At 34.8% G+C, this 19,703-nt stretch carries 14 protein-coding genes and 2 pseudogenes; 7 read left to right on the top strand and 9 right to left on the bottom strand.

What is annotated here, in order from left to right; all coding sequences use genetic code 11:
• Positions 1–520 precede the first annotated feature (520 nt).
• The 3 genes from trhO to ACE1MS_RS10130 all read right to left on the bottom strand — a co-directional run bounded on the left by trhO (position 521) and on the right by ACE1MS_RS10130 (position 2,607).
• Positions 521–1,468 carry an oxygen-dependent tRNA uridine(34) hydroxylase TrhO gene (trhO, locus tag ACE1MS_RS10140; RefSeq protein WP_197148350.1) on the bottom strand — a complete coding sequence of 316 codons (948 nt, stop codon included), beginning with the start codon at positions 1,466–1,468 and terminating at the stop codon, positions 521–523.
• Positions 1,469–1,747: 279 nt separating this feature from the next.
• Positions 1,748–2,170, bottom strand: coding sequence for an ester cyclase (locus tag ACE1MS_RS10135; protein ID WP_281486509.1), 423 nt, complete (start codon positions 2,168–2,170; stop codon positions 1,748–1,750).
• Between the two features lie 200 nt (positions 2,171–2,370).
• Positions 2,371–2,607, bottom strand: coding sequence for a DUF3953 domain-containing protein (locus ACE1MS_RS10130; RefSeq protein WP_306796007.1), 237 nt, complete (start codon positions 2,605–2,607; stop codon positions 2,371–2,373).
• 218 nt (positions 2,608–2,825) lie between these two features.
• Here ACE1MS_RS10130 and ACE1MS_RS10125 point away from each other — a divergent pair, with 218 nt between their 5' ends.
• On the top strand, positions 2,826–3,620 hold the full coding sequence (locus tag ACE1MS_RS10125; protein ID WP_447402934.1) for an alpha/beta fold hydrolase: 795 nt from the start codon (positions 2,826–2,828) through the stop codon (positions 3,618–3,620).
• A 494-nt stretch (positions 3,621–4,114) separates the two neighbouring features.
• On the opposite strand, the gene ACE1MS_RS10120 is transcribed toward ACE1MS_RS10125, so the two are convergent.
• The 3 genes from ACE1MS_RS10120 to ACE1MS_RS10110 all read right to left on the bottom strand — a co-directional run bounded on the left by ACE1MS_RS10120 (position 4,115) and on the right by ACE1MS_RS10110 (position 7,790).
• Positions 4,115–4,525, bottom strand: a complete 411-nt coding sequence (locus ACE1MS_RS10120) for a hypothetical protein (RefSeq protein ID WP_036215994.1) — start codon at positions 4,523–4,525, stop codon at positions 4,115–4,117.
• Between the two features lie 603 nt (positions 4,526–5,128).
• Positions 5,129–7,213: a serine hydrolase domain-containing protein gene (locus ACE1MS_RS10115; protein WP_325881990.1), complete on the bottom strand. Its 2,085-nt coding sequence runs from the start codon at positions 7,211–7,213 to the stop codon at positions 5,129–5,131.
• 391 nt (positions 7,214–7,604) lie between these two features.
• Positions 7,605–7,790 (bottom strand): hypothetical protein, encoded by a 186-nt coding sequence (locus ACE1MS_RS10110; RefSeq protein ID WP_012294276.1) that lies wholly within the window; start codon positions 7,788–7,790, stop codon positions 7,605–7,607.
• A 284-nt stretch (positions 7,791–8,074) separates the two neighbouring features.
• Between ACE1MS_RS10110 and ACE1MS_RS10105 the strand changes: the two genes are divergently transcribed.
• Together ACE1MS_RS10105 and ACE1MS_RS10100 are read left to right on the top strand one after the other, a co-directional pair.
• A complete protein-coding gene (locus tag ACE1MS_RS10105) occupies positions 8,075–8,455 on the top strand; it encodes a gamma-type small acid-soluble spore protein (RefSeq protein WP_099805195.1) in 381 nt (126 codons plus the stop codon).
• Between the two features lie 554 nt (positions 8,456–9,009).
• A complete protein-coding gene (locus tag ACE1MS_RS10100) occupies positions 9,010–9,909 on the top strand; it encodes a phosphotransferase enzyme family protein (protein ID WP_447402933.1) in 900 nt (299 codons plus the stop codon).
• Positions 9,910–10,131: 222 nt separating this feature from the next.
• Here the strand turns inward: ACE1MS_RS10100 and ACE1MS_RS10095 are convergent, their stop codons facing one another.
• A complete protein-coding gene (locus tag ACE1MS_RS10095) occupies positions 10,132–11,187 on the bottom strand; it encodes a zinc-binding alcohol dehydrogenase family protein (protein ID WP_012294273.1) in 1,056 nt (351 codons plus the stop codon).
• 111 nt (positions 11,188–11,298) lie between these two features.
• On the opposite strand from ACE1MS_RS10095, the gene ACE1MS_RS10090 reads away from it, so the two are divergent.
• Together ACE1MS_RS10090 and ACE1MS_RS10085 are read left to right on the top strand one after the other, a co-directional pair.
• Entirely contained in the window at positions 11,299–11,649 is a 351-nt protein-coding gene (locus tag ACE1MS_RS10090; RefSeq protein WP_012294272.1) for a winged helix-turn-helix transcriptional regulator, read from the top strand.
• Between the two features lie 1,408 nt (positions 11,650–13,057).
• Positions 13,058–14,716 carry a methyl-accepting chemotaxis protein gene (locus ACE1MS_RS10085; protein ID WP_012294270.1) on the top strand — a complete coding sequence of 553 codons (1,659 nt, stop codon included), beginning with the start codon at positions 13,058–13,060 and terminating at the stop codon, positions 14,714–14,716.
• A gap of 711 nt (positions 14,717–15,427) precedes the next feature.
• On the opposite strand, the gene pbfA is transcribed toward ACE1MS_RS10085, so the two are convergent.
• Both pbfA and ACE1MS_RS10075 read right to left on the bottom strand, forming a co-directional pair.
• Positions 15,428–16,786, bottom strand: coding sequence for a (R)-1-hydroxy-2-aminoethylphosphonate ammonia-lyase (gene pbfA, locus ACE1MS_RS10080; RefSeq protein WP_036168076.1), 1,359 nt, complete (start codon positions 16,784–16,786; stop codon positions 15,428–15,430).
• 791 nt (positions 16,787–17,577) lie between these two features.
• Positions 17,578–18,186, bottom strand: coding sequence for a YpjP family protein (locus ACE1MS_RS10075; protein WP_031417167.1), 609 nt, complete (start codon positions 18,184–18,186; stop codon positions 17,578–17,580).
• A gap of 533 nt (positions 18,187–18,719) precedes the next feature.
• Here ACE1MS_RS10075 and ACE1MS_RS10070 point away from each other — a divergent pair.
• Both ACE1MS_RS10070 and ACE1MS_RS10065 read left to right on the top strand, forming a co-directional pair.
• Positions 18,720–18,863 (top strand): annotated as a pseudogene (locus ACE1MS_RS10070) (spore coat protein CotJB); the annotation flags it as partial.
• Between the two features lie 116 nt (positions 18,864–18,979).
• Positions 18,980–19,636: pseudogene (locus tag ACE1MS_RS10065) on the top strand (transposase); the annotation flags it as partial.
• Between the last annotated feature and the right edge of the window lie 67 nt (positions 19,637–19,703).

Genomic DNA, 19,703 nt, shown 5'->3' with positions numbered 1-19,703 from the left:
ACATCCCCCTTGATAGAAAGATAATGAATATCCTTCCTTTCTATTAATAAATACGTATACTCTCTTAAATGTACTATAAATATTAATAGATCGATACTAACAAATGTTAATATTGAAACGATTAACATGTGAAATAAGGACCCATCATCAATGATTCATGGCAGAAAGCGATAGGTCCTATTTTGTCCTATTCCCCCTTGAAAAGACTCCTCAACACTTTAGATATGTTACATTATAAAATCACCACTATTCAGCGCGGAAGGACGTGGAAAGTTAAACATCAGTAACAAGGCCCATGTTATTACTAATAGTAAACAGCTTCAGCTTTAGCTCTATTCCCCTCTTCCTCAGTCCATTATGATTCCATACAAAAGAAAAAACACACGACGTAAGCGAGCAAACTAGTCCCATTTGAAATGGATAGTTTGAACACTTTCATTCGAGTGTTTTAAATATCTCTATAAGATTTATAGAGATTATGAAAAATATTTCACGAAGTTTTGTATACTTAGACAGCTCTTCATGCTTCTGCTTGTAACGCCTCAATCGTTTGAGCTACTTGCTCTTCTGTTAAATGGTGACGCACGATGTAACGGTTGCGCGCATGCTTGGTACATTCGATTGTACAGCCACCTAAATGCTTTGCTTCATTTTCTTCAGAAGCAATGATTTGCTTGTTACATTCAGGGTTTGCACAGTTAATGTAACGTTCACAGGGTTCACCGTCATAATGATCACGACCAATAATCACATGCTCTACTTGATTAATGGGCACCGTTAAACGCTCATCAAATACATACATTTTTCCGTCCCATAATTGACCTTTTGCTACAGGGTCTTTTCCGTATGTTGCAACACCGCCATGTAATTGACCGACATTGCCAAAGCCTTCACGTTTCATCCAGCCTGAAAACTTCTCACAACGAATCCCACCCGTGCAATAGGTTAAAACATTTTTTCCCTCGAATAACTCGCGGTTTGCACGTACCCATTCCGGTGTATCACGGAAGTTTTCTACTTCTGGTCGAATCGCACCACGAAAATGGCCGACATCGTATTCATAGGTGTTACGCACATCTAATACTACTGTATTTTCATCTTGCATTTCAGCAAGGAATTGTTCTGGTGACAGGTAGCGCCCTGTTAATTCATGTGGGTTTACGTCTTTTTCTAAGCCTAAGTTTACTAACTCAGGTCGTGGGCGTACGTGCATCTTTTTGAATGCATGCCCGTCTGCCGCATCCATCTTGAAGACTATGCCTTCAAATAATGGGTCAGCTTGCATGTTTGCCATGTATTGCTCTGTTTGCTCAATCGTACCTGACACAGTACCGTTAATGCCCTCATTGGCTACTAAAATGCGACCTTTTAAACCAATTTCATTACACATGGCTAAGTGCGTTGCTGAAAATTCAGCAGGATCTTCAATCGTTGTGTAATGGTAATATAATAATACTTGATAATTCATTGTTTTCCACCTATCATTTCAATATTTGCAGGATATTCCTGATAGTGTCTTTTACGACCTATTAACCATAAAGGAAAATCACTTAAAATGCTATCGGTAATTAGACTGAAATGGGTATAACTATATTAATAAAGAATTTGCAAAGTGGACATTAGAATAGTTTTACAAATAAATGTAATTCCACCATTAGGTCCGACTCCGTTTATTAAGATTATTCAACAATACACCTTAGTAAATTTCCCCACTCTTCTGGGCAAAATAAAAACACCCCGAAGGATGTTAAATACTTTGATTTCGTTTGAGTTGGTTTTCAATACCAGCACGATCAATTTGAATCCAATATTCTGCTATTTTTCCATTTTCAATTCTATAAACTGCGCTTGCTATTTCTATCACTGGAAGCTTCGTTGGCTCATATCCATCGACCTCGCCAACATGCTTCCCAACTTGTTTCCAGCGTACATATACTTTATGATTTTGTACAATAAATTCTTGGATTTCTAATGAAAAATTGCCATACGCTTCTACCATTTCTTTTACATGGTCAGCATAATCTTTTGGCGTTCTTTTAACCGTTAATTCTTCTTCTGAAATAACTTGGTGTGCCAGTACTTGGTCTGCCATTAATTCAGTTGCGTAATCTGGATTTTTGCCTGAACGTACTTCTTCAAAAAATTTCTTAACAATATGCTCTGGTGTCATGATAGTCCTCCGTTGCTATATATGATAAAGGGGGTATTAATATCTCCCATACTTCATAATAATGTAAGAGTCATTGAATTGGAATCTAATTCTACCATTTTCACTCTCATAGCCCCACCAAACGTTGCTCTCTTGCTTTTGGATGCAGGTTTCAAAGCAAAAGCAGTAGTACCTTGTCTATGTGCATAGGATATAATAAATCATAAAAAAGTTTGAATGGATACATATTCTATCAATAAAAATACTCCGATAAAAAGCCAACCATAAACTTTTTGCTCTCTTTGAAATTCTTTAATCCCTAAAATTAACATCAATAATCCTAAGAAGAATATCATTAAAAAATTCAACTGGTAATCGTCTGTGATAATTCCGTAAGTTGAGAGTGATACTACTATGATTGAAAAAATAATTTGTAATATAGTTAGCAAAATAATCATCACCTTTTAGTTATTGTATCTTTGATTATACAATACAACTAATAACATGGATATAATTCCCAAAAACCTTTTTGTATCTATACCTAATCTGTAAAACATCTGCTGGTTATGTATGTCTTGCCGCTAACCCATTTATCGGGCGCAGTAAAATGGGATATTTTCTCTGACAATCACTTTTATGTTAACATTTAGTCACGATTATCTTAGATAAATGAGAGGTGTTTTACATTCCAAAATGTACAATTAATAATGTAGATTTGTATTATGAAATAAAAGGACATGGAGAGCCATTAATTTTTACTCATGGTGCATCATGGGACCATCAGCAATGGGATAAACAAGTGGATTATTTTTCTAAATATTATCAAACCATCACCTGGGATGTTCGTGGTCATGGAGCTTCATCTCTTCCGAACGGGAAGGTAGATGCTGAAGATTTCACTAAAGATTTAATTGGTTTGATGCATCATCTAAAAATTAGACGGGCCCATTTATGTGGTTTATCAATGGGTGGACATATTTCTTTACAAGCCGCCATTCACTATCCAGATTACGTAAAATCACTTACATTAATAGGGACCCCCTTCACAAACAAATTTAATTGGTATGAAAAGATACTAGTTCCTGTTAATCGATTTTCTAGCTTATTCATTCCAATGTCACTTCTAGCAAAAATACAGGCACATACACTATCAAAGTTTAACGAAGCAAATAAACACTATATTTATTCCACAGTTGCAGCAATGTCTTATAAAAATTGGATTCGAATTTGGAATGCCGTATCGAGAATGGAAAGTGGCCATGAATTAGGAAAAGTAAATTGTCCTACCTTATTATTACATGGTGACCACGATACGATGATTCAAAGACAACAAGAGTATCTACATATAAAGATTAAAAAGTCACAGTTAAAAATAATTAAAAATGCCCATCACGCAACTAATTTAGATAGACCTGAACAAGTTAATGAGTATATCCACCAACACCTGATTCACACATCAACGACTATTTAATGTTCTATAAGTGTTGCTTGGCAATAAAGTTTGAGCAAAAATACCTCGAAAACCCTTATTTTACGTTAAATAAGTAGAATCCCTTTTGAAAAAGATTAATCAAAAAGGATTTTCTTTAGCAGTTTGAAGTTAGGTTTTTATAAGTTTGATTATTTATTACCTGTGTTGCTCCACATTCGCGCACGATTGTTGAAGATCGTTTCACTTAAACCACCAGCAATTGTAATAATGGATTGAGAAGAATACAGATTTAGAAAGTCTCCATATACAGGTTTTTATTCATATAACACCCCTACAATGTTTTCTGCAAAATTTTGAAAAGTTTTATTGTAAACTCTCTTTATATACCTTTGTATAAAAAATGTATAAACAATATCCAATGAAAAAGCCAAGTAACGTTTGTTTTACAGCGTTTCTTGGCTTATGTGTCTACCCAAACTTTTATTTGGGAACGTTATTTCGTTATTGGATGTACAGATATACAGCTCAACTTCTTAACATTCATCTTGATAAATTTGAACTGTTTTAGGTTTTAAATTAACTATATTTTTAAATACTTTAAGATTTTCTATATGTCTAAAAAATTCATCTAAGCTTTCAAAATCCATTGACCATTCTGTAACTTGTAATTTTTTAAATTCATCAATAGGAGTAAATAATAGTTTGCAATGAAGCTGGCTCATTCCTAAATATTCATCATCTTCGTATTCAGTAAACTGGCGTACAAACGAAAAATGAAACATTTCTTTACGGTAAGTACCACATTCGAATAAAATTTCCTTTTCATCTTCTCCTACAATATCTTCCTCACAAAATTCTTTAAATGTTGTCCAAATAGACGCTACTGAATCTGTATCAACATTTATTTTTCCTTTCAAATAACCTTCTACTTCTTGAATCCTCACTATTTATCGCCCCTCTTGTTACTTGTTTAACCTTTATTAAGAATAAAGAGCCAAGTCTAAATAAGCAAATAAAGTTTCAAAGCGTCGTTTGGAAATATATCTTTAAAAATTGTTATTCAATAATATGACCCGTTTATTGAACAAAAAAATCGTGCATATCAGCATAGGATTTTTAATCAACCTTTATTATGAACGATCAATCTTTTTTATAAAACTACACTATGCAGTAAGAATTATTTTTTGTAGATTTTTACTGCATCTTATGTTTCAATTCTTTACTTAGCCGACCTACGCAAATGCCTAATTTGCTCTAGCTCTCTCCCACGTACCCTATAAACTTTGCATCCTCCGCATTACTTACTAGAATCATCAGCCTCTGTGCATAATGGGAAAATGTCCGAAGCAACAATTGGAGCCAATCTAATGCGAGTAACCCCGTTGTACGACATAAGATGAGCCTATTATTCTTCCTATGTATAGACAGTTAAAAATCATTAAAAAGGAAAGAGACTCGCCATTTTTTGGCGAATCCCTACATTTTATCTTTCATTTGAGTATGATTTATAATCTTCTACATAGTTTATGGCACACATAATGGAGTAGTTAATTCAACGTAATTGCCATTTCCGCGTTCGGCGCACCAGCAAATACAACCGTTCCGTTTTTCGGCAGCTTTACTTTGTTATTGCCGCTCACAATTGTAAAGTTGACGCATTGTCCGGCCTCATCATACACGGCAAACGAACTCTTTGCTGGCAGCTCCACAGTCATTGTTTTCCCTGCTGCTGCTTGAGGGATCGTAAACCATTCCGCATGCCCATTTGCTTGCAGCTTAACTTTAGATGATTGGCCTGCATGCAGTGATTTCAAGTTGGATCCACTGACATATATTAATCCGGACATCTCCATATATTCATTACCGCCTTCTGTATAGAAACGAGATTCTGTTGTATCACGGCCTGCCATCACAGGGATCTGAAGCTGATGCGCGGCTGTATTTGGACCTGTAATTTTTCTGCCATTCCAATAGCCCTTTAGTTCTTCATCGCGAGTAATTTGTGTGGTAAGCATCATTGGTAAGAGATATTGAGCAGAACTAAATTTCTCGTTGACGAGATAGAACTTAACGCCTTCCCTCTTGGCCCATGCGGCAGCGGTTTCCTTCGATAACACATTGTCTTCTAGTTTCTCGGCTAAATATTGAGTAACCGCTACTTGACCTAAACCTGGTAAAGTTATAAATGTGCTTTCCACTAAATATGTTCGACCATTCTTCTCTGTGACGAAGTTGAACTTGGAGGTACCTGTTTCATTAATAAAGCTTCCATTCGCAGTATATACATATTTTTCTTCAGAAATAGCTGGTAAAAGTAGTTCTCCATTGTTCGTAATTTTTATTTTAAAATGACTGAAGCTATTGCCATAAAAACCTGCTTTCTTTACTATGTCTTGAGGCATCTTGGCCTTGACTGGCTTGCCAAAGGATTTGTTCGGCTTAATCTCCTTAATCGTGCCCTTCTCCTTAAGCGCAGCGAGCAATATTTCTGTCGCCATCATTTGATTTGTAGAGCTGCTACCGCCCGATGACAATACAGCCACAGCCATCTTCTGTTCAGGAAGTACGACCAATGAAGCATGTTGCAGTCCTGTATCGCCACCTTTAGCTAAGCCCTTTATCCCGTACTCACTGAATGGATATAGTTTCACACTATCCCAGCCAAGACCATAGTTGATGATATTGGCTCCATCCTCTGGCCACATTCCTTTTTTATATTCTTCTTGCTCCATCGCCTTGACTGCCTTATCAGAGAGAATTCCTTGTCCCTGTCCCATAAATATTTGTGCGAATCGTACCATATCTTCTGCTGTGGAAGAGATCCCTCCCGTACCAATCACATTCACCGATTCAGCAGGAAGTTGCCCATGGTACGTAGGAAAATAAAGTCCAGCTCGCTTATCGTTTTCCTCTTTGTCCTGCGGTGTTTTCGTATGATTTAGCTTTAAGGGTTTTGTAAACCGTTCATGTATAAATTCAGTAAAGCTCATACCGCTTACTTTTTCCACCATAATCTCAGCCAACGTAAAGCCGTTGTTGCAGTATACCGAGAATGCACCTGGGTCCGCCTTTAAGCTTTGGGTGGACAATTGTTGCAACAAGTTGTCATGGGCGAAGGTATCATTATCGTCAAATAAAAAACTATTACCATACCCAGTACCTTGCAAGCCGGATGAGTGGTTCAGCAGCATACGTGGCGTAATGCGTTTGTAACGCTCATCTTTCATCTTGAAATCAGGAACATAGTGAACGACAGGAACATCTAAATCAACTTTTCCTTCATCGACCAATTTCATCACAGCCGCCGTTGCATACATTTTACTGACTGAACCAATTCCATATAGGGTATCTTTAGTCAACGGCTGTTTTCCTTTCATATCGTTCTTCCCAGTCTGACCCGACACAATAATATGACCATTATCAATTAGCGCATACTGTACACTTGTTGTCTCATAAGACTTAATGAGTAGATTAGCCTTCTCTGCCGCAATTTTTTGCAGAGCTTGGCTAGCAACTTCCTGGCTAACCAAAACCGTAGACTGATTGTTGCCAGAAGCCGCCAGAGCTCCTGTTGGTAGGCTAATCGTTAACGCTAATGTAGCAGCTAACACCCCAGATAATTTTTTCTTCATGAAAAATTTCCCTCCTTAGATAGGTGTGATTGATTTTAAGATTTTCATTTCCCAAAACCAAGAAACATTTCCTATAAATAGAATATCTTAGTTTTATAAGGCTCGTAAATACATTGATAGGCTTATACCATATCAGTCTTAAGACTTATATTTGACTAAATTAGCTTTGTTGGTCACCCTCTATTATGTATGACACTAAACTGTTCGAAAGTTCAGTTGTTCTCATTCCTTATGACGCCTACAAAAAAAAGACAAAAACAAAAAAGCCATCCATATTGAATGACTTGTTATAATAAAGTACCTATTCTCCTTTATATGAGAACAAATCTAAAGAGCATGTTTTGAAAATAATAATTGTCCAAAACATGCTTTTTAGTGGTACCGCCTTTTATTATAATCGCTCTAAATCCTGGTATTCTTTCATATAAGGGCCATCTTCTGCCACATATGAATGATACAAAGCTTTTACTGCGAAATTTTTCTCTAATCCCATTTCAGATTTTAGCTTTTTTAGTTCATCATGCAACGCTCGATGTTCATTGATAAGCTTTAGCATAATTGTTTTATTATATTTCATTACATCCGTCCTTTTTTATAACTTGAATGATTACAACTTTAAAAATAGTTACATTCCGGGGAATCCCGTGCTATTCTACAGGCATCTGAAAAAGTTGTATCTGCCTCTTTAAGGCTTTTTCAATATACGTTTTAAATTTCACCTTGTCAATCTCGTGTAATTTGCTGAAGCTTTATCATACCATTGAAGTGGACCTGATATACCACCATAATATTTTTTTAACACACTAAAAAACGGATACTAATTCACCTTCTGTACAAACTAAACTCAGGAGGTGATTTTTAATGGCAAACAACAATCAAAACTTTAACTCAAAAATTCCAAACGCAACTCCCAACGCAATGAACGTTGAATTTGGAAATGAAACGGATGTTAATCAAATTAAACAGCAAATCCAACAAGCTGAGGCTAACAAAATACAAGCTTCTGGTTCAACGAACTCGATGAGCCAAGAATTTGGTATGGAGACGAATGTTAATCAAATTAAACAACAAATCCAACAAGCTGAAGCTAACAAAAACCAAGCTTCTGGTTCAACGAACTCGATGAGCCAAGAATTTGGTATGGAGACGGATGTTAATCAAATCAGACAGCAAATCCAACAAGCTGAAGCTAACAAAAAATTTGCTTCTGGCCGATTTGCAAATGAAAACAACTCAAAATAATACGCATCAACAACAGCCTGCAGCCTCTGCTGGCTGTTGTTTTTTTAACTTGCCATGGTAAGTTAAGTATTTAACACCAGTAACCATTTCTAAGCACAACACCTTCGCAATCAATAAATACTGTATGGTTCCTATATAGAAGTCCTACATCCTATAACTCAGAAAATTCAGCAGTCAAAGTATTACTAGGTCAAGAAAATCTATTATCTTATTTAGTCAAAAGGATAAGGCAACCTTAAGATATTTTCATCATCGTTTACTATTTCATTGGTGTTACCCGTATGTAAAAGCATTGGTTTAATTGAAGGAAATACCATCACCTATCCCCCCTCCTATACTACCGAAGTCTGTCGGTACTCTTCACTCGAAATTCTATTTCTTCAATTTAATTAACATTTTATTAAATAGGAAAGATAAAAAAGGATATTTATCGTACATTATTATTATGACGCATAATTTATTATTTAATACGAAAGAAGTGACAAAGAAGTTACTAGGTTAATGTTAAATAAAAAATGTTCTCGTAAATTGATAGTTAAAAAGGAGGAAACAAAATGCAAGAAAACCGTGTGAGGTTGAATGGAGGATTTAATAACGACGTTTTTTATATCAAAGACAAAGAAAAGATCGCTAGAATTTCTGAAAAGAACAAAACAAAGAAGATGGTTTTACAGGAAATAGCGTGGATGAATTTTTTATATGAAAAAGGTGTTCTTGTACCCAAGCCAATAACTCCTTTAGAATATGAGGAAGAACGGGTAAAAACATATTTTGAATTTATGAAGGGAGATCACATTGATGTTACAAATAAATCCCACTGGAATGAAAAAACGTTTAAAAAAATTGGTAAAATTTTGGGGAGAATGCATGCACTATCCAAAGATTTCAAATTACAAACGATAGAACGTCCTGAATGGAAAGTTGAAAACCCTGATGTATTTAATATTAGAGGCAAGTTAGAACCATGGATTAGCGAGAAATATAAAAAGCTGGTGCACAGTCTCACTTCATACACGATTACTCCTGATACTTTCGGGCTTATTCATAATGATTATCATCAAGGAAACTTCATTATTAATGAGGAAGGTAGTATAACTATCATTGATTTTGATGACTGCTCTTTTAATTGGTATGCTCAAGATATTGCAGTAGCTTTCTATCATGCTTATTGGCAACATAGCTCATACAATGACAGTACAAATTCTTTTTGTGAACTCTTTATGAGTAATTTTTTTGCAGGCTATAGAACAGAAAATATGCTTCATAAGGATATAATTATACAAATTCCTATTTTCTTAAAAATAAGAGAGATTTATTTATATCAATTATTTAAAGAAAAATGGAATACAGGTAATTTAGAAGAATGGCAAGGATATACTTTACAGAATTTAGAAGACAAAATCAGAAATCAAGAACCATATGCCGGTATTAATGATTTTTCCATTTTTTTATAAGTTGTTTCAACATGTACATACTCCTATATCTACAGTTGCGGTTTAGTTGGAGATACTCCTCAGACGATTTATAAAGTTTATGCACATTCATTTTAAAAAGATAAGGTACATGCATTCTAATCCCATGGATGAAATCATCACTTATAAAAAATTGGGGATACATGCTTTTCCCTACCTCCATATTAGTTGAATAAGCAAATTGACTGCCTCAGTCACAATTGCTTATTTAAAACCCTCAAGCACAATTTTCCCAATGGTTTTTCCATTTTCTAGAATAGAGTGCGCCTTTCTCAAATTGTCTGCATTAATGGGATATAGAATTTTAGTTATTGTGGTTTTTAAAATATTACTATCCACTAGAATTGCTATTCTATTTAATAATTTATGTTGTTCATTCATATCTTCAGTCTGATACATAGATCGTGTAAACATAAACTCCCACACAAATGTTGCGCTTTTATTTTTAAGTAATGTCAAATTCATTGGCTCATCTGTTTCTACAATAGAACAAATTGTTCCTTGTGGAGCGATAGCCTCCGCCATATTGACCCAATATTCTTGTGTCGAATTCAAACATAGAATATAATCAACTGCTTCAAAACCTATTTTTTTTAGCTGTGGAATAAATTCCTCATAGTGATTGATCATAAAGTCTGCACCTAGTTCAGTAGCCCAAATGCGTGACTCTTGTCTAGAAGCTGTACCTATAACGGTTAATCCAGCCCATTTAGCTAGTTGGATTGCAATAGAACCTACCCCACCAGCTGCACCAATAATTAAAATTGTTTTATTTTTATTTTCGTTTGAAAAATGACTAACTTTCATTCTATCAAAAATGGCCTCATATGCAGTAATTGAAGTCAATGGTAATGCGGCAGATTCTGCAAAATTTAATGACTTTGGCTTATGACCTACAATTCTCTCATCGACAAGATGAAATTCGCTATTACAGCCTTGGCGAGTTATATCACCAGCATAATATACCTCATCACCAGGTTTAAACAATGTACATAGAGGACCAGCCTCGACGACAATGCCTGCCACATCCCACCCTAAAATTTTAGGAATTTCTTCATATTTTTCTTTCGGAGATCTAACTTTATAATCAACAGGGTTCACTGAAACAGCCTTTACTTGAATTAATAAGTCCCTATCCTTAGCTACCGGCTTTTCTATTTGTATATCTAATAAACTCTTTGCATCATCAACAGGTAAGTATTGATGTAGACCTACAGCTTTCATTTTTTCCATCATTAAAATTGCTCCTTTTCCATTCATTTTTTAATTCTTTATATCAGCTATAATAATACGATGATATATTTAATGTAAGTACGCACATTTTTGTTGGATAGTATCAATTTGTATACTAAATATTTTGGAGGTTATCTTATGACAGATAATAGTAATTTAACTTTATATACTGCTTGTCCGGATGCCTATGGATGTCCAGTTGAAGCAACACTCGCAGTAATTGGTGGTAAATGGAAAGGTGTGATTTTATATCACCTTATGTCAGGGACGAAGCGTTTCAATGAATTTAGACGTTTAATGCCCGATATTACTCAAAGAATGCTAACGTTACAACTTCGTGAATTAGAAAAGGATGGCATAATCCATAGAGAAATCTTTAAAGAAGTACCACCCAAAGTAGAATATTCATTAACTGAATTCGGTCGAACACTCGAACCAATAATCAAACTGATGAGAGATTGGGGGGAGCAGTATAATTTAAAAAAATAATATCTTCTTCGAGTAACAAAATATTTAAATATTAAAAATAGGATGCAGCCGTAAAATGAACAAGAGCCGTTAATGCTCTTAATTCATCCCAAATTTAAATCAGTGACCATTTGTTTTATAAAAAGCACACTCATGTTGAGGGTGCTTTTTTCCGTTTAACCACCCTATTTTTCAGAATTATAATTATGAATTTTTAAGAAAGACTTCCTTTAATAGTAAATACCCTATTAAGAATAATAAAGTTACTATGCCAATTTCATAAATTATTCTTATCATATCAAGCTCATAAATTGGATAATAATCATCAACTTGGAATTCCTGCGTGTGTAATTGCCATAAAGGAACATACCTTTTATCATAAAATTCAAGATGTGGCCCCCACTTTAATGACACAGGTACGTACAATATACCTACACAAAAAATTATACTGAAATAGCCAGAAAGCAAAATTTTCTTCAAGATACCAATCCCTTTCTTATATATGTAATTATTAGTTCCAACATCTTTAGCTTGTACCTCTCCATCGAAAGGTAGGTGGAACAAAAATCGGAAGTGAAGAATTAAAAAAATACCCATTATGGAGAATGACTTAGGGTCTTGCTGGTATAACGAAAATTCCCCCTATAAAACCTTCTTTATAGATGGTCCTGATACCTTTAAATTATCAGAAACTGTTAGATAGATTGATGGAACTTTTGGCGCCTCTAAAATCGGGTTCTATTTAAAGTTAGAATATTCTGTTAATTGAGTATGTATTTTTTACAACTCCACAAAGTTGCTGTAGATACTGGTTCTATACCAAACACAACACAAAAAATCCCACGGAAAAGCAGACTTCTTTTCCGTAGGATTCTTTTATCATTAATTGAATATCATGTTGTACTTATAGTAGTGATTACCCACCCTATTATTATAAAAAATGAACGAATGTGCTCCAAAGATGTCAAGGTCATAGAATAGTTAACGAAACTCCTGGCGCTAACACTTTAATAAGCGGATACATTTTGCAATGGTTCCTGTCCAACTGGACGTTTCTATGGAAGATTAGAATGTGCTTTTTTTTACATTAAAGATAAACGGCTAAAATCGATAAAATGTATCTTCACTATCTGCCATTGGCGGCCTAACGCTTCACTCTTTAATATATTCTAGAATAATGTTTTTTAGACAGAATTCGTCTTTATTCTACACAAATTGTATTGACTTTATATTTCCCTTATATAATACTATTTTTAAGTATGATAAATCTACCAAAGTTTTAGTATGTTATCCAGTAATAAAGCCTCTATCCATTATATTTCGATTAACTTTATTCCAGATTTTTGAGCTTGCTTGAATTCATTAGAGATTTTACATTTAACTATCAAAGAGGCTAAACCACTGAAACTTTGGTATAGGGGGAAAAAACATGAAGAGCATTAAAAAGCGGTTACTTTTTTTCACACTGGGATTACTATTAGTAGCCTCCATTGTTAATGCGGGCTTAGCTGTATGGATTGTTAATAAAAAGAGCCAAGAAGTACTAATAGAAAAGGCTCAAGAGCAAGTTTTTGAAATGGCTAAACAAGCCGAAACAATTTTAAATGCTGAAACAGATCCAATACCTGAACTACAAAAATTAGTTGATACAAAAGTACAACAGGACAATGTAACATACGCCATTATTATTGATAAAAATGTCAAAGCTGTTGCACATAGTGACTCAAATAAGTTAAATAAAGTCTATGAGGATGACTACACAATAGAAGGGGCCACTAAAGGGGTAAAACAATTTACAAGATGGTATGCCGAAGTTCAAGGTATATGGACGTATGATATTATGGAACCTATTTACCGTAATGGTGAGCTTTATGGTGTTATGGACATCGGAGTCCCTGAAAGTGGAATCAAATCCATTATTGAACCTGTTCTAATGTTTCAAATCATTATTGGCATTGCTAGTTTTTTAATTATTGGTAGCTTAATGTGGTGGATTATTGATCGTATCGTTAGAGCACTAAAAAGTTTAGAAAATACGCTACAGCAAACCGCAAATTTAGATTTCCATGAAAGTGTGGAATTAGTAAAGCTATCGAATCACAAAGATGAAATTGGACAAATGGCTCAAGGCATCACAGCCATGCGTTCCGCCCTTAGAGATATAACGGTTAATATTCAAAGTACAAGCAATGAGTTAGTAGAATCATCTACAACACTTTTACAGATTGCAGATGATACTGTACAAACAACGGATGAAATTGGTATAGCGATTAGCGAAATTGCTAAATCCACTGAGGAGCAGGCATACGATACCGAAAAAGGAGCCGAACAATTAGAACAGCTTTCAAGCAATATTGACCGTGTATTTGAGCATACTGAAAAAATTGCAACAATGACAGCTCAAATTGATGATTTAAGCAATCAAGGTGTAGATACAGTTCAGCAGCTTTCTATATGGTCGGAAAAAAATCGCGATTCATCACAGCAAGTTAGTACAATTGTTCAAGAAGTTGATAAAACATCTTCAGACATTTCGAGTATTGTTAATACAATTACAGAAATTGCTTCCCAAACAAATTTACTTGCTCTTAACGCTTCGATTGAATCTGCTCGTGTTGGCGAAGCTGGTAAAGGCTTTGCAGTTGTTGCTGATGAAATTCGGAAGCTATCTGAGCAAACATCTAACGCAACAGAAATTATTAAAAGTAAAATTACAGCCATTCAAGCGATTTCGAAAAGTGCTGTAACGGAAATCAAAACTAGCATTGAAATCGTTGAACAAAATGCAAAGGCAGCTACAGACACTAGCAATATTTTCAATACAATTAAAGAGGCTTTAGATCAAACAATTGAAGTTGCTCGTGATGTTCAGCAGCTTTCATCTGAAATGAATCAGAGCAAGGAGAAAATTATTAGCTCTATTCACAATATTTCTGGGTCGGCAGTGGAAACATCTGCTGGAACAGAGCAAGTCTCCGCATCTGCACAAGAACAATTAAAGAGTATCAACATCGTATCAGAAAAAGCTCGTGACCTGAATTTATTCGCGGAGCAACTAAGAAAAGAAATAGATAAATTTTCACTGTAAAACAGTATTCAAATAAAGGTATTGTAGCTCGAATCATTGCGCAAGGCACATATTGAAGTGTCTTGCCAATGTTCGGGCTTTATTTTTATGTCGCTCACTTACAGCAGGTTATGTATATTATGATTTCTAAAACTTTGTTCAATTTTGCTTTAAGTAGGCTAACAGTGCGATTGCCCATCCCCTACGGCAAAATATTAACTGACGTAATGAACAACCTAATAAACCCCAATTTTTAATTTTTTTATTTTTTAATCGATGCTGTCATGCCACTTAATTTATGGAAATGCACTATCAATAACATTCATTCGAAAAAGATGAGATACATGTATCTACCCTCATGGATAAAATCATCACCTTAAATTCATTTGAAAAATCTTATGAAATCAAATCATGATGATTTTGGGGTACATACTATTCCTTACCTCTCCCCTCAACCTTTCATGTTATATTTAATAACTTAATGCACTACAACAAACATTGATATATCAACGTTCCCCCACAAAAAAACACCCGTTTTGTAAACGAGTGTTTCGAATCTTTTATGACAACTGTTTTTTTCAAAATAACAATTAGGTTGCCCAATGCCATCTAACATAACCACCACCGACATCATTTGTTTGTTTTGGAATACTACATCAAATTTCTTTATTTCATAAAAACACCTCATATGAGATGTTTAGTTTCTTCAGTCTAATAAATCGTAAATCTATATTACTGCTCTAAAACCTCTTGGATAGATTGTTCTAAAATATCCATTGCCAGTTCTAATTCATGTTCCTTAATGATAAGTGGTGGAGTGAGAGTAAGCACATTTCCTTGGGATACTTTAAAACTTAATCCCTTTTCCATACATTTATACATAACTTGCTCTGCTTCAGATATAGCTTTTTCTTTCGAATTGCGATTTAATACTAATTCTATTCCGTATAAAAGACCGATTCCTCGAACATCACCTATAATTTCATAGTGCTCTTGCATCTTTTTAAGACGTATTCTCATATAATTTCCTAATTGATTAGCTTTATCAATTAATTTAAAATCCTCGATATAATTAAGAGTAGCCAATGCTGCTGCACAACCTAATGAACTTTTTTCATGAGTGTAATGACCGAGTGCAATATCTTGGGCAACATCAAGTTCTCCTTTTACAAGCATCGCTGCCATTGGAAATACGCCTCCACCCAATCCTTTTCCCAATAAAACAATATCTGGAATAACTCCAAAGTTTTCAAAAGTGAACATTTTACCTGTTCGCCCTAAAGCTGTTGGAATTTCATCAAAAATCAATAATATATTGTTCCTATCACAAATATTACGTAAACGTTGATAGTACTCTTTTGGTGGGATATGTACGTCTGTACAACGAACAGGCTCTAAAATAATTGCACCGATTTCATTTTCTCTTTCAAGTACATATTCTAGATAGTCAAGGGATTTAAATCTACCATTGACATCATCAAACAAACCACGATATGAATTGTAAGGAGCTATATGCAGACTCCCTGGCATTAGAGGGCCCATACCGTTACGGAAAAGTGCTTCTCCTCCAACTGAAATAGCGTCTAAAGATGCACCATGAAATGAATCCCACATAGATATAGTTTTAAATTTACCTGTTACCTTTCTAACAAGTTTTAAAGCCATTCCAACAGCTGAAGTTCCCCCAGGAGTCAACAGTACTTTATTTAAACTTTCTGGTGCAATATCAACTAATTTTTTTGCCAACTGGATCGCAACTTTATTTGTATAACGTCTTGGTGAGAATGGAAGAATATCCAACTGCTCTTTTACTGCTTGGATAACATATTCATTACCATAGCCTATTTGATGAACATTATTTCCATGAAAATCCATATACTTCCTTCCATCTATATCCTCTATGTAAATTCCATAGCTTTTTTCAATAATATTTAAACAAGGAGTAGAAAGAGATTGATGTAAATAATACTTAGAGTCATCGTTTAAAAACTCAAAAGATTCTTTGCTCAAATGTTTTTCTTGCCATAAAGAACGAGTTTTTGTTAAATTAATGTCCCCCTCTGTTCTTAACACTTCAATGTTTTCTTCCATTATTTCTTCTCCTCCATTATAGGTAATTAATTCTTTTACCTAAACAAAATAACATTTGTTTTTTAATTAGATATTAATATCTTGTAAATCTTTTCACCTAATCACATTTATACGTAGTTGTTGGTTGTGAATCAAGGGTGAGGAACTGCCCTATACTTACTTATCAGGGCAAAATAAAAAACCACTCAATGGAGTGGTTAAAAATTTTTAATATGCGTTTTTGCCTAAATGAAATAAGCGTTAAATTTCTAAATTAAAATTGAAGCTTTTTTTCGTAAAATGACTATTTTTATCTTTTCCATAGTCAATTTTATATATTTGGTATAAAACAGCTTTTGCATCTATTATTTTATTGAGGTGAATCGATAAAATAAATATATTAGTAGAACTATATACCATAGGTACGTACTAACATGCCATTTAATACTTTTTATCTAGCTATAGCTAAATTTAACTCGAACAATTATTATCCTATCATTTCTAGCAACGCCATTTCAAGGGAGGATTACTGCCAAATCCTTGGTGGTCATATTCTAATTATATGGCGTGCAATTCTTATCACGCCAATTATTTCGTCATTCACTGGCGTGAATTGGCGTTGTTTTATCCCTTCATAAGCCAAAAGATACATTTTTGCTAAATCCAAAGTAAAAACTTAAAATTATTTCTCCTACTTGTCCCTCTCCCTATTACATTCAGCATTAATAAATTAATGAACTAACACAAACATTGATATATCAACGTTTTCCCACAAAAAAACACCCGTTTTGTAAACGAGTGTTTCGAATCTTTTATGACAACCACTTCGGTGGTGTGTTTTTTTCCCAATAAATATCGCCTAGGTTATAATGTGCCATGAAGTTGTCCTCGACACTGTGATAATGGAAGTTGTAATAATAGCCTTCCTGTGGTCTTTTTTCTGTACGTACATGGAAGCGGATTACATCAGCTCCTGTGTCGGTGTTGATCACGTTAAAAATTTTCTCACCATAATTACCACTTGGCTTTTCTGAGATGGTTAAAGATGCTAAAGCTTGCTCGTCCAAACTAGCGACAGTCATTGCAATCGCCTCCTCCATTTTTGGGAAGATGATGTTGTCGAATTCATGGCTAATTTTTGGACCAATTTTAGTACCAAACTTTATGTATGATTGCTCTCTCGCTGCATCCATAAGCAAGGCATTATAATCAATTTCTTCCTCTTGGATATGAACCTGCTCGTCCCTACTAAGATCAGGCTCAGCAGCTAGAGCCGTGCTTGTCCCTGATGCAGGACCAATAGATGCACGATTCGAAGGATTTTGATCAAATGCTTCCCATATTTCATGCGTTGGCGTAATTAAACCAAATGTTAAAAACGCAACCATTATGACAATACTTTTTTTAACCCACGTTTTCATTCAGTATCACCTACTCTTTATGTACAAATTGGTAATTCTCCTATTATTATATACGTTCTCGCCATTAAAAGGTTTCATATTTCTATAATTCATTGTACAATATTTATGAATAATGTGTCGTTTTTTAAAGGAGGTACAAAGCATGAGCATCGCAATGGGTATTGGTCTTTTATTAATGTTAGGTTATTTATCATCTTTATGTTTCACGGACTAATTTTTTTATTTTGTAATATGTACCCTACAAAGCCCTCAAAAGCCTGTTCTATGCAGCTTTTGGGGTTTTTCATTTATTCTTTACAATGCATTTTAACGCAAAATAATGCACACAGTTGGGGCTTGTTTTGGGACTATGTTGGGGCTTGTTGGGGCTAACATAATATTAATAATTTTTGGCGGCGTGTAAGCAAAATTTCAAATTTAGTAATAAGTATTACCCAATTTTTTAAAAAATTGAGTTAATACTATGATGAGAAATTTTAAGAATAGAACTTAGCGTTTAGTCCCTTCCCGCTTCCAGTAAGGAGGAAAGCAGAGTGAGTAAAATGATGCCACCCGAATTTTATACCCTATTGGAAGAAATACAAGCCATTGATTTTGTCATATACTTGGATACTCATACCAATGATTATGATGCAATTCAGCAATTTAAAGAAAATACTGAAAAAAGTATGAAACTTATAGTCAGACTGTAGACAAACTCAAAAAATTTGAGAGTTTGCCTACAGTCTTTTTTCTTGAAATAAAGTAAAGTCGTTGATTTCCACTACGGGCGGACGCTTTCCGCGGGCGGGGTCCCACAGATGAAAAGGGCTTTGTCTTAGGTGCCATGGTGACTCCGGGAAATGTGCACGAGAGCCATGTATTGCAGCCACTTGTGGAAAGGGTCATTCAAAACGTTCAAAAACCATTAGCTGTTGCGGCAGACGCAGCCTATAAAACACCAGCGATTACGAACTTTTTGTTAGAGAATCAAATGTTGCCTGTTCTTCCATATACACGTCCTAAAACGAAAGATGGATTCTTCCGAAAGCATGAATATGTATATGACGAGCACTATAATTGTTATCTTTGCCCACAAGGGCAGATATTGAAGTATGCGACAACGACGAAGGAAGGATATCGCCAATATAAATCGAATCCTTTGATTTGTGCGAAGTGTCCAAGCCTTTCCCAATGTACAGAAAGTAAGCATTATCAAAAACTCATTCAACGTCATATTTAGGCGTCGTATGTGGAGGAAGCTGAACATTTACGCCATTCCTATGACATCAAACAAATTTATGCCAAGCTCAAAGAAACGATTGAGCGTGTCTTTGCGGATGCAAAAGAAAAGCATGGTATGCGATGGACAACCTTAAGAGGTCTAAAAAAATGGTCCATGCAGGCGATGCTTACTTTTGCTGCCATGAATTTAAAGAAACTAGCTACTTGGACGTGGCAGACAGCTTAAGAGAGCATCTATGCTCGAAGAGTATGTTAGATACAGAAATTATTTACCGAATATTGAAAATGAAAGA

The organism is Lysinibacillus sp. fkY74-1, from assembly GCF_053165895.1.
This window is presented reverse-complemented; position numbering and strand designations above follow the sequence as displayed.

Excerpts from the sequence above, each read along its gene's own strand:
- trhO (WP_197148350.1), bottom strand. The coding sequence starts at position 1,468 with ATGAATTATCAAGTATTATTATATTACCATTACACAACGATTGAAGAT.
- ACE1MS_RS10135 (WP_281486509.1), bottom strand. The coding sequence starts at position 2,170 with ATGACACCAGAGCATATTGTTAAGAAATTTTTTGAAGAAGTACGTTCA.
- ACE1MS_RS10130 (WP_306796007.1), bottom strand. The coding sequence starts at position 2,607 with ATGATTATTTTGCTAACTATATTACAAATTATTTTTTCAATCATAGTA.
- ACE1MS_RS10115 (WP_325881990.1), bottom strand. The coding sequence starts at position 7,213 with ATGAAGAAAAAATTATCTGGGGTGTTAGCTGCTACATTAGCGTTAACG.
- ACE1MS_RS10110 (WP_012294276.1), bottom strand. The coding sequence starts at position 7,790 with ATGAAATATAATAAAACAATTATGCTAAAGCTTATCAATGAACATCGA.
- ACE1MS_RS10105 (WP_099805195.1), top strand. The coding sequence starts at position 8,075 with ATGGCAAACAACAATCAAAACTTTAACTCAAAAATTCCAAACGCAACT.
- ACE1MS_RS10100 (WP_447402933.1), top strand. The coding sequence starts at position 9,010 with ATGCAAGAAAACCGTGTGAGGTTGAATGGAGGATTTAATAACGACGTT.
- ACE1MS_RS10095 (WP_012294273.1), bottom strand. The coding sequence starts at position 11,187 with ATGAATGGAAAAGGAGCAATTTTAATGATGGAAAAAATGAAAGCTGTA.
- ACE1MS_RS10090 (WP_012294272.1), top strand. The coding sequence starts at position 11,299 with ATGACAGATAATAGTAATTTAACTTTATATACTGCTTGTCCGGATGCC.
- ACE1MS_RS10085 (WP_012294270.1), top strand. The coding sequence starts at position 13,058 with ATGAAGAGCATTAAAAAGCGGTTACTTTTTTTCACACTGGGATTACTA.
- pbfA (WP_036168076.1), bottom strand. The coding sequence starts at position 16,786 with ATGGAAGAAAACATTGAAGTGTTAAGAACAGAGGGGGACATTAATTTA.
- ACE1MS_RS10075 (WP_031417167.1), bottom strand. The coding sequence starts at position 18,186 with ATGAAAACGTGGGTTAAAAAAAGTATTGTCATAATGGTTGCGTTTTTA.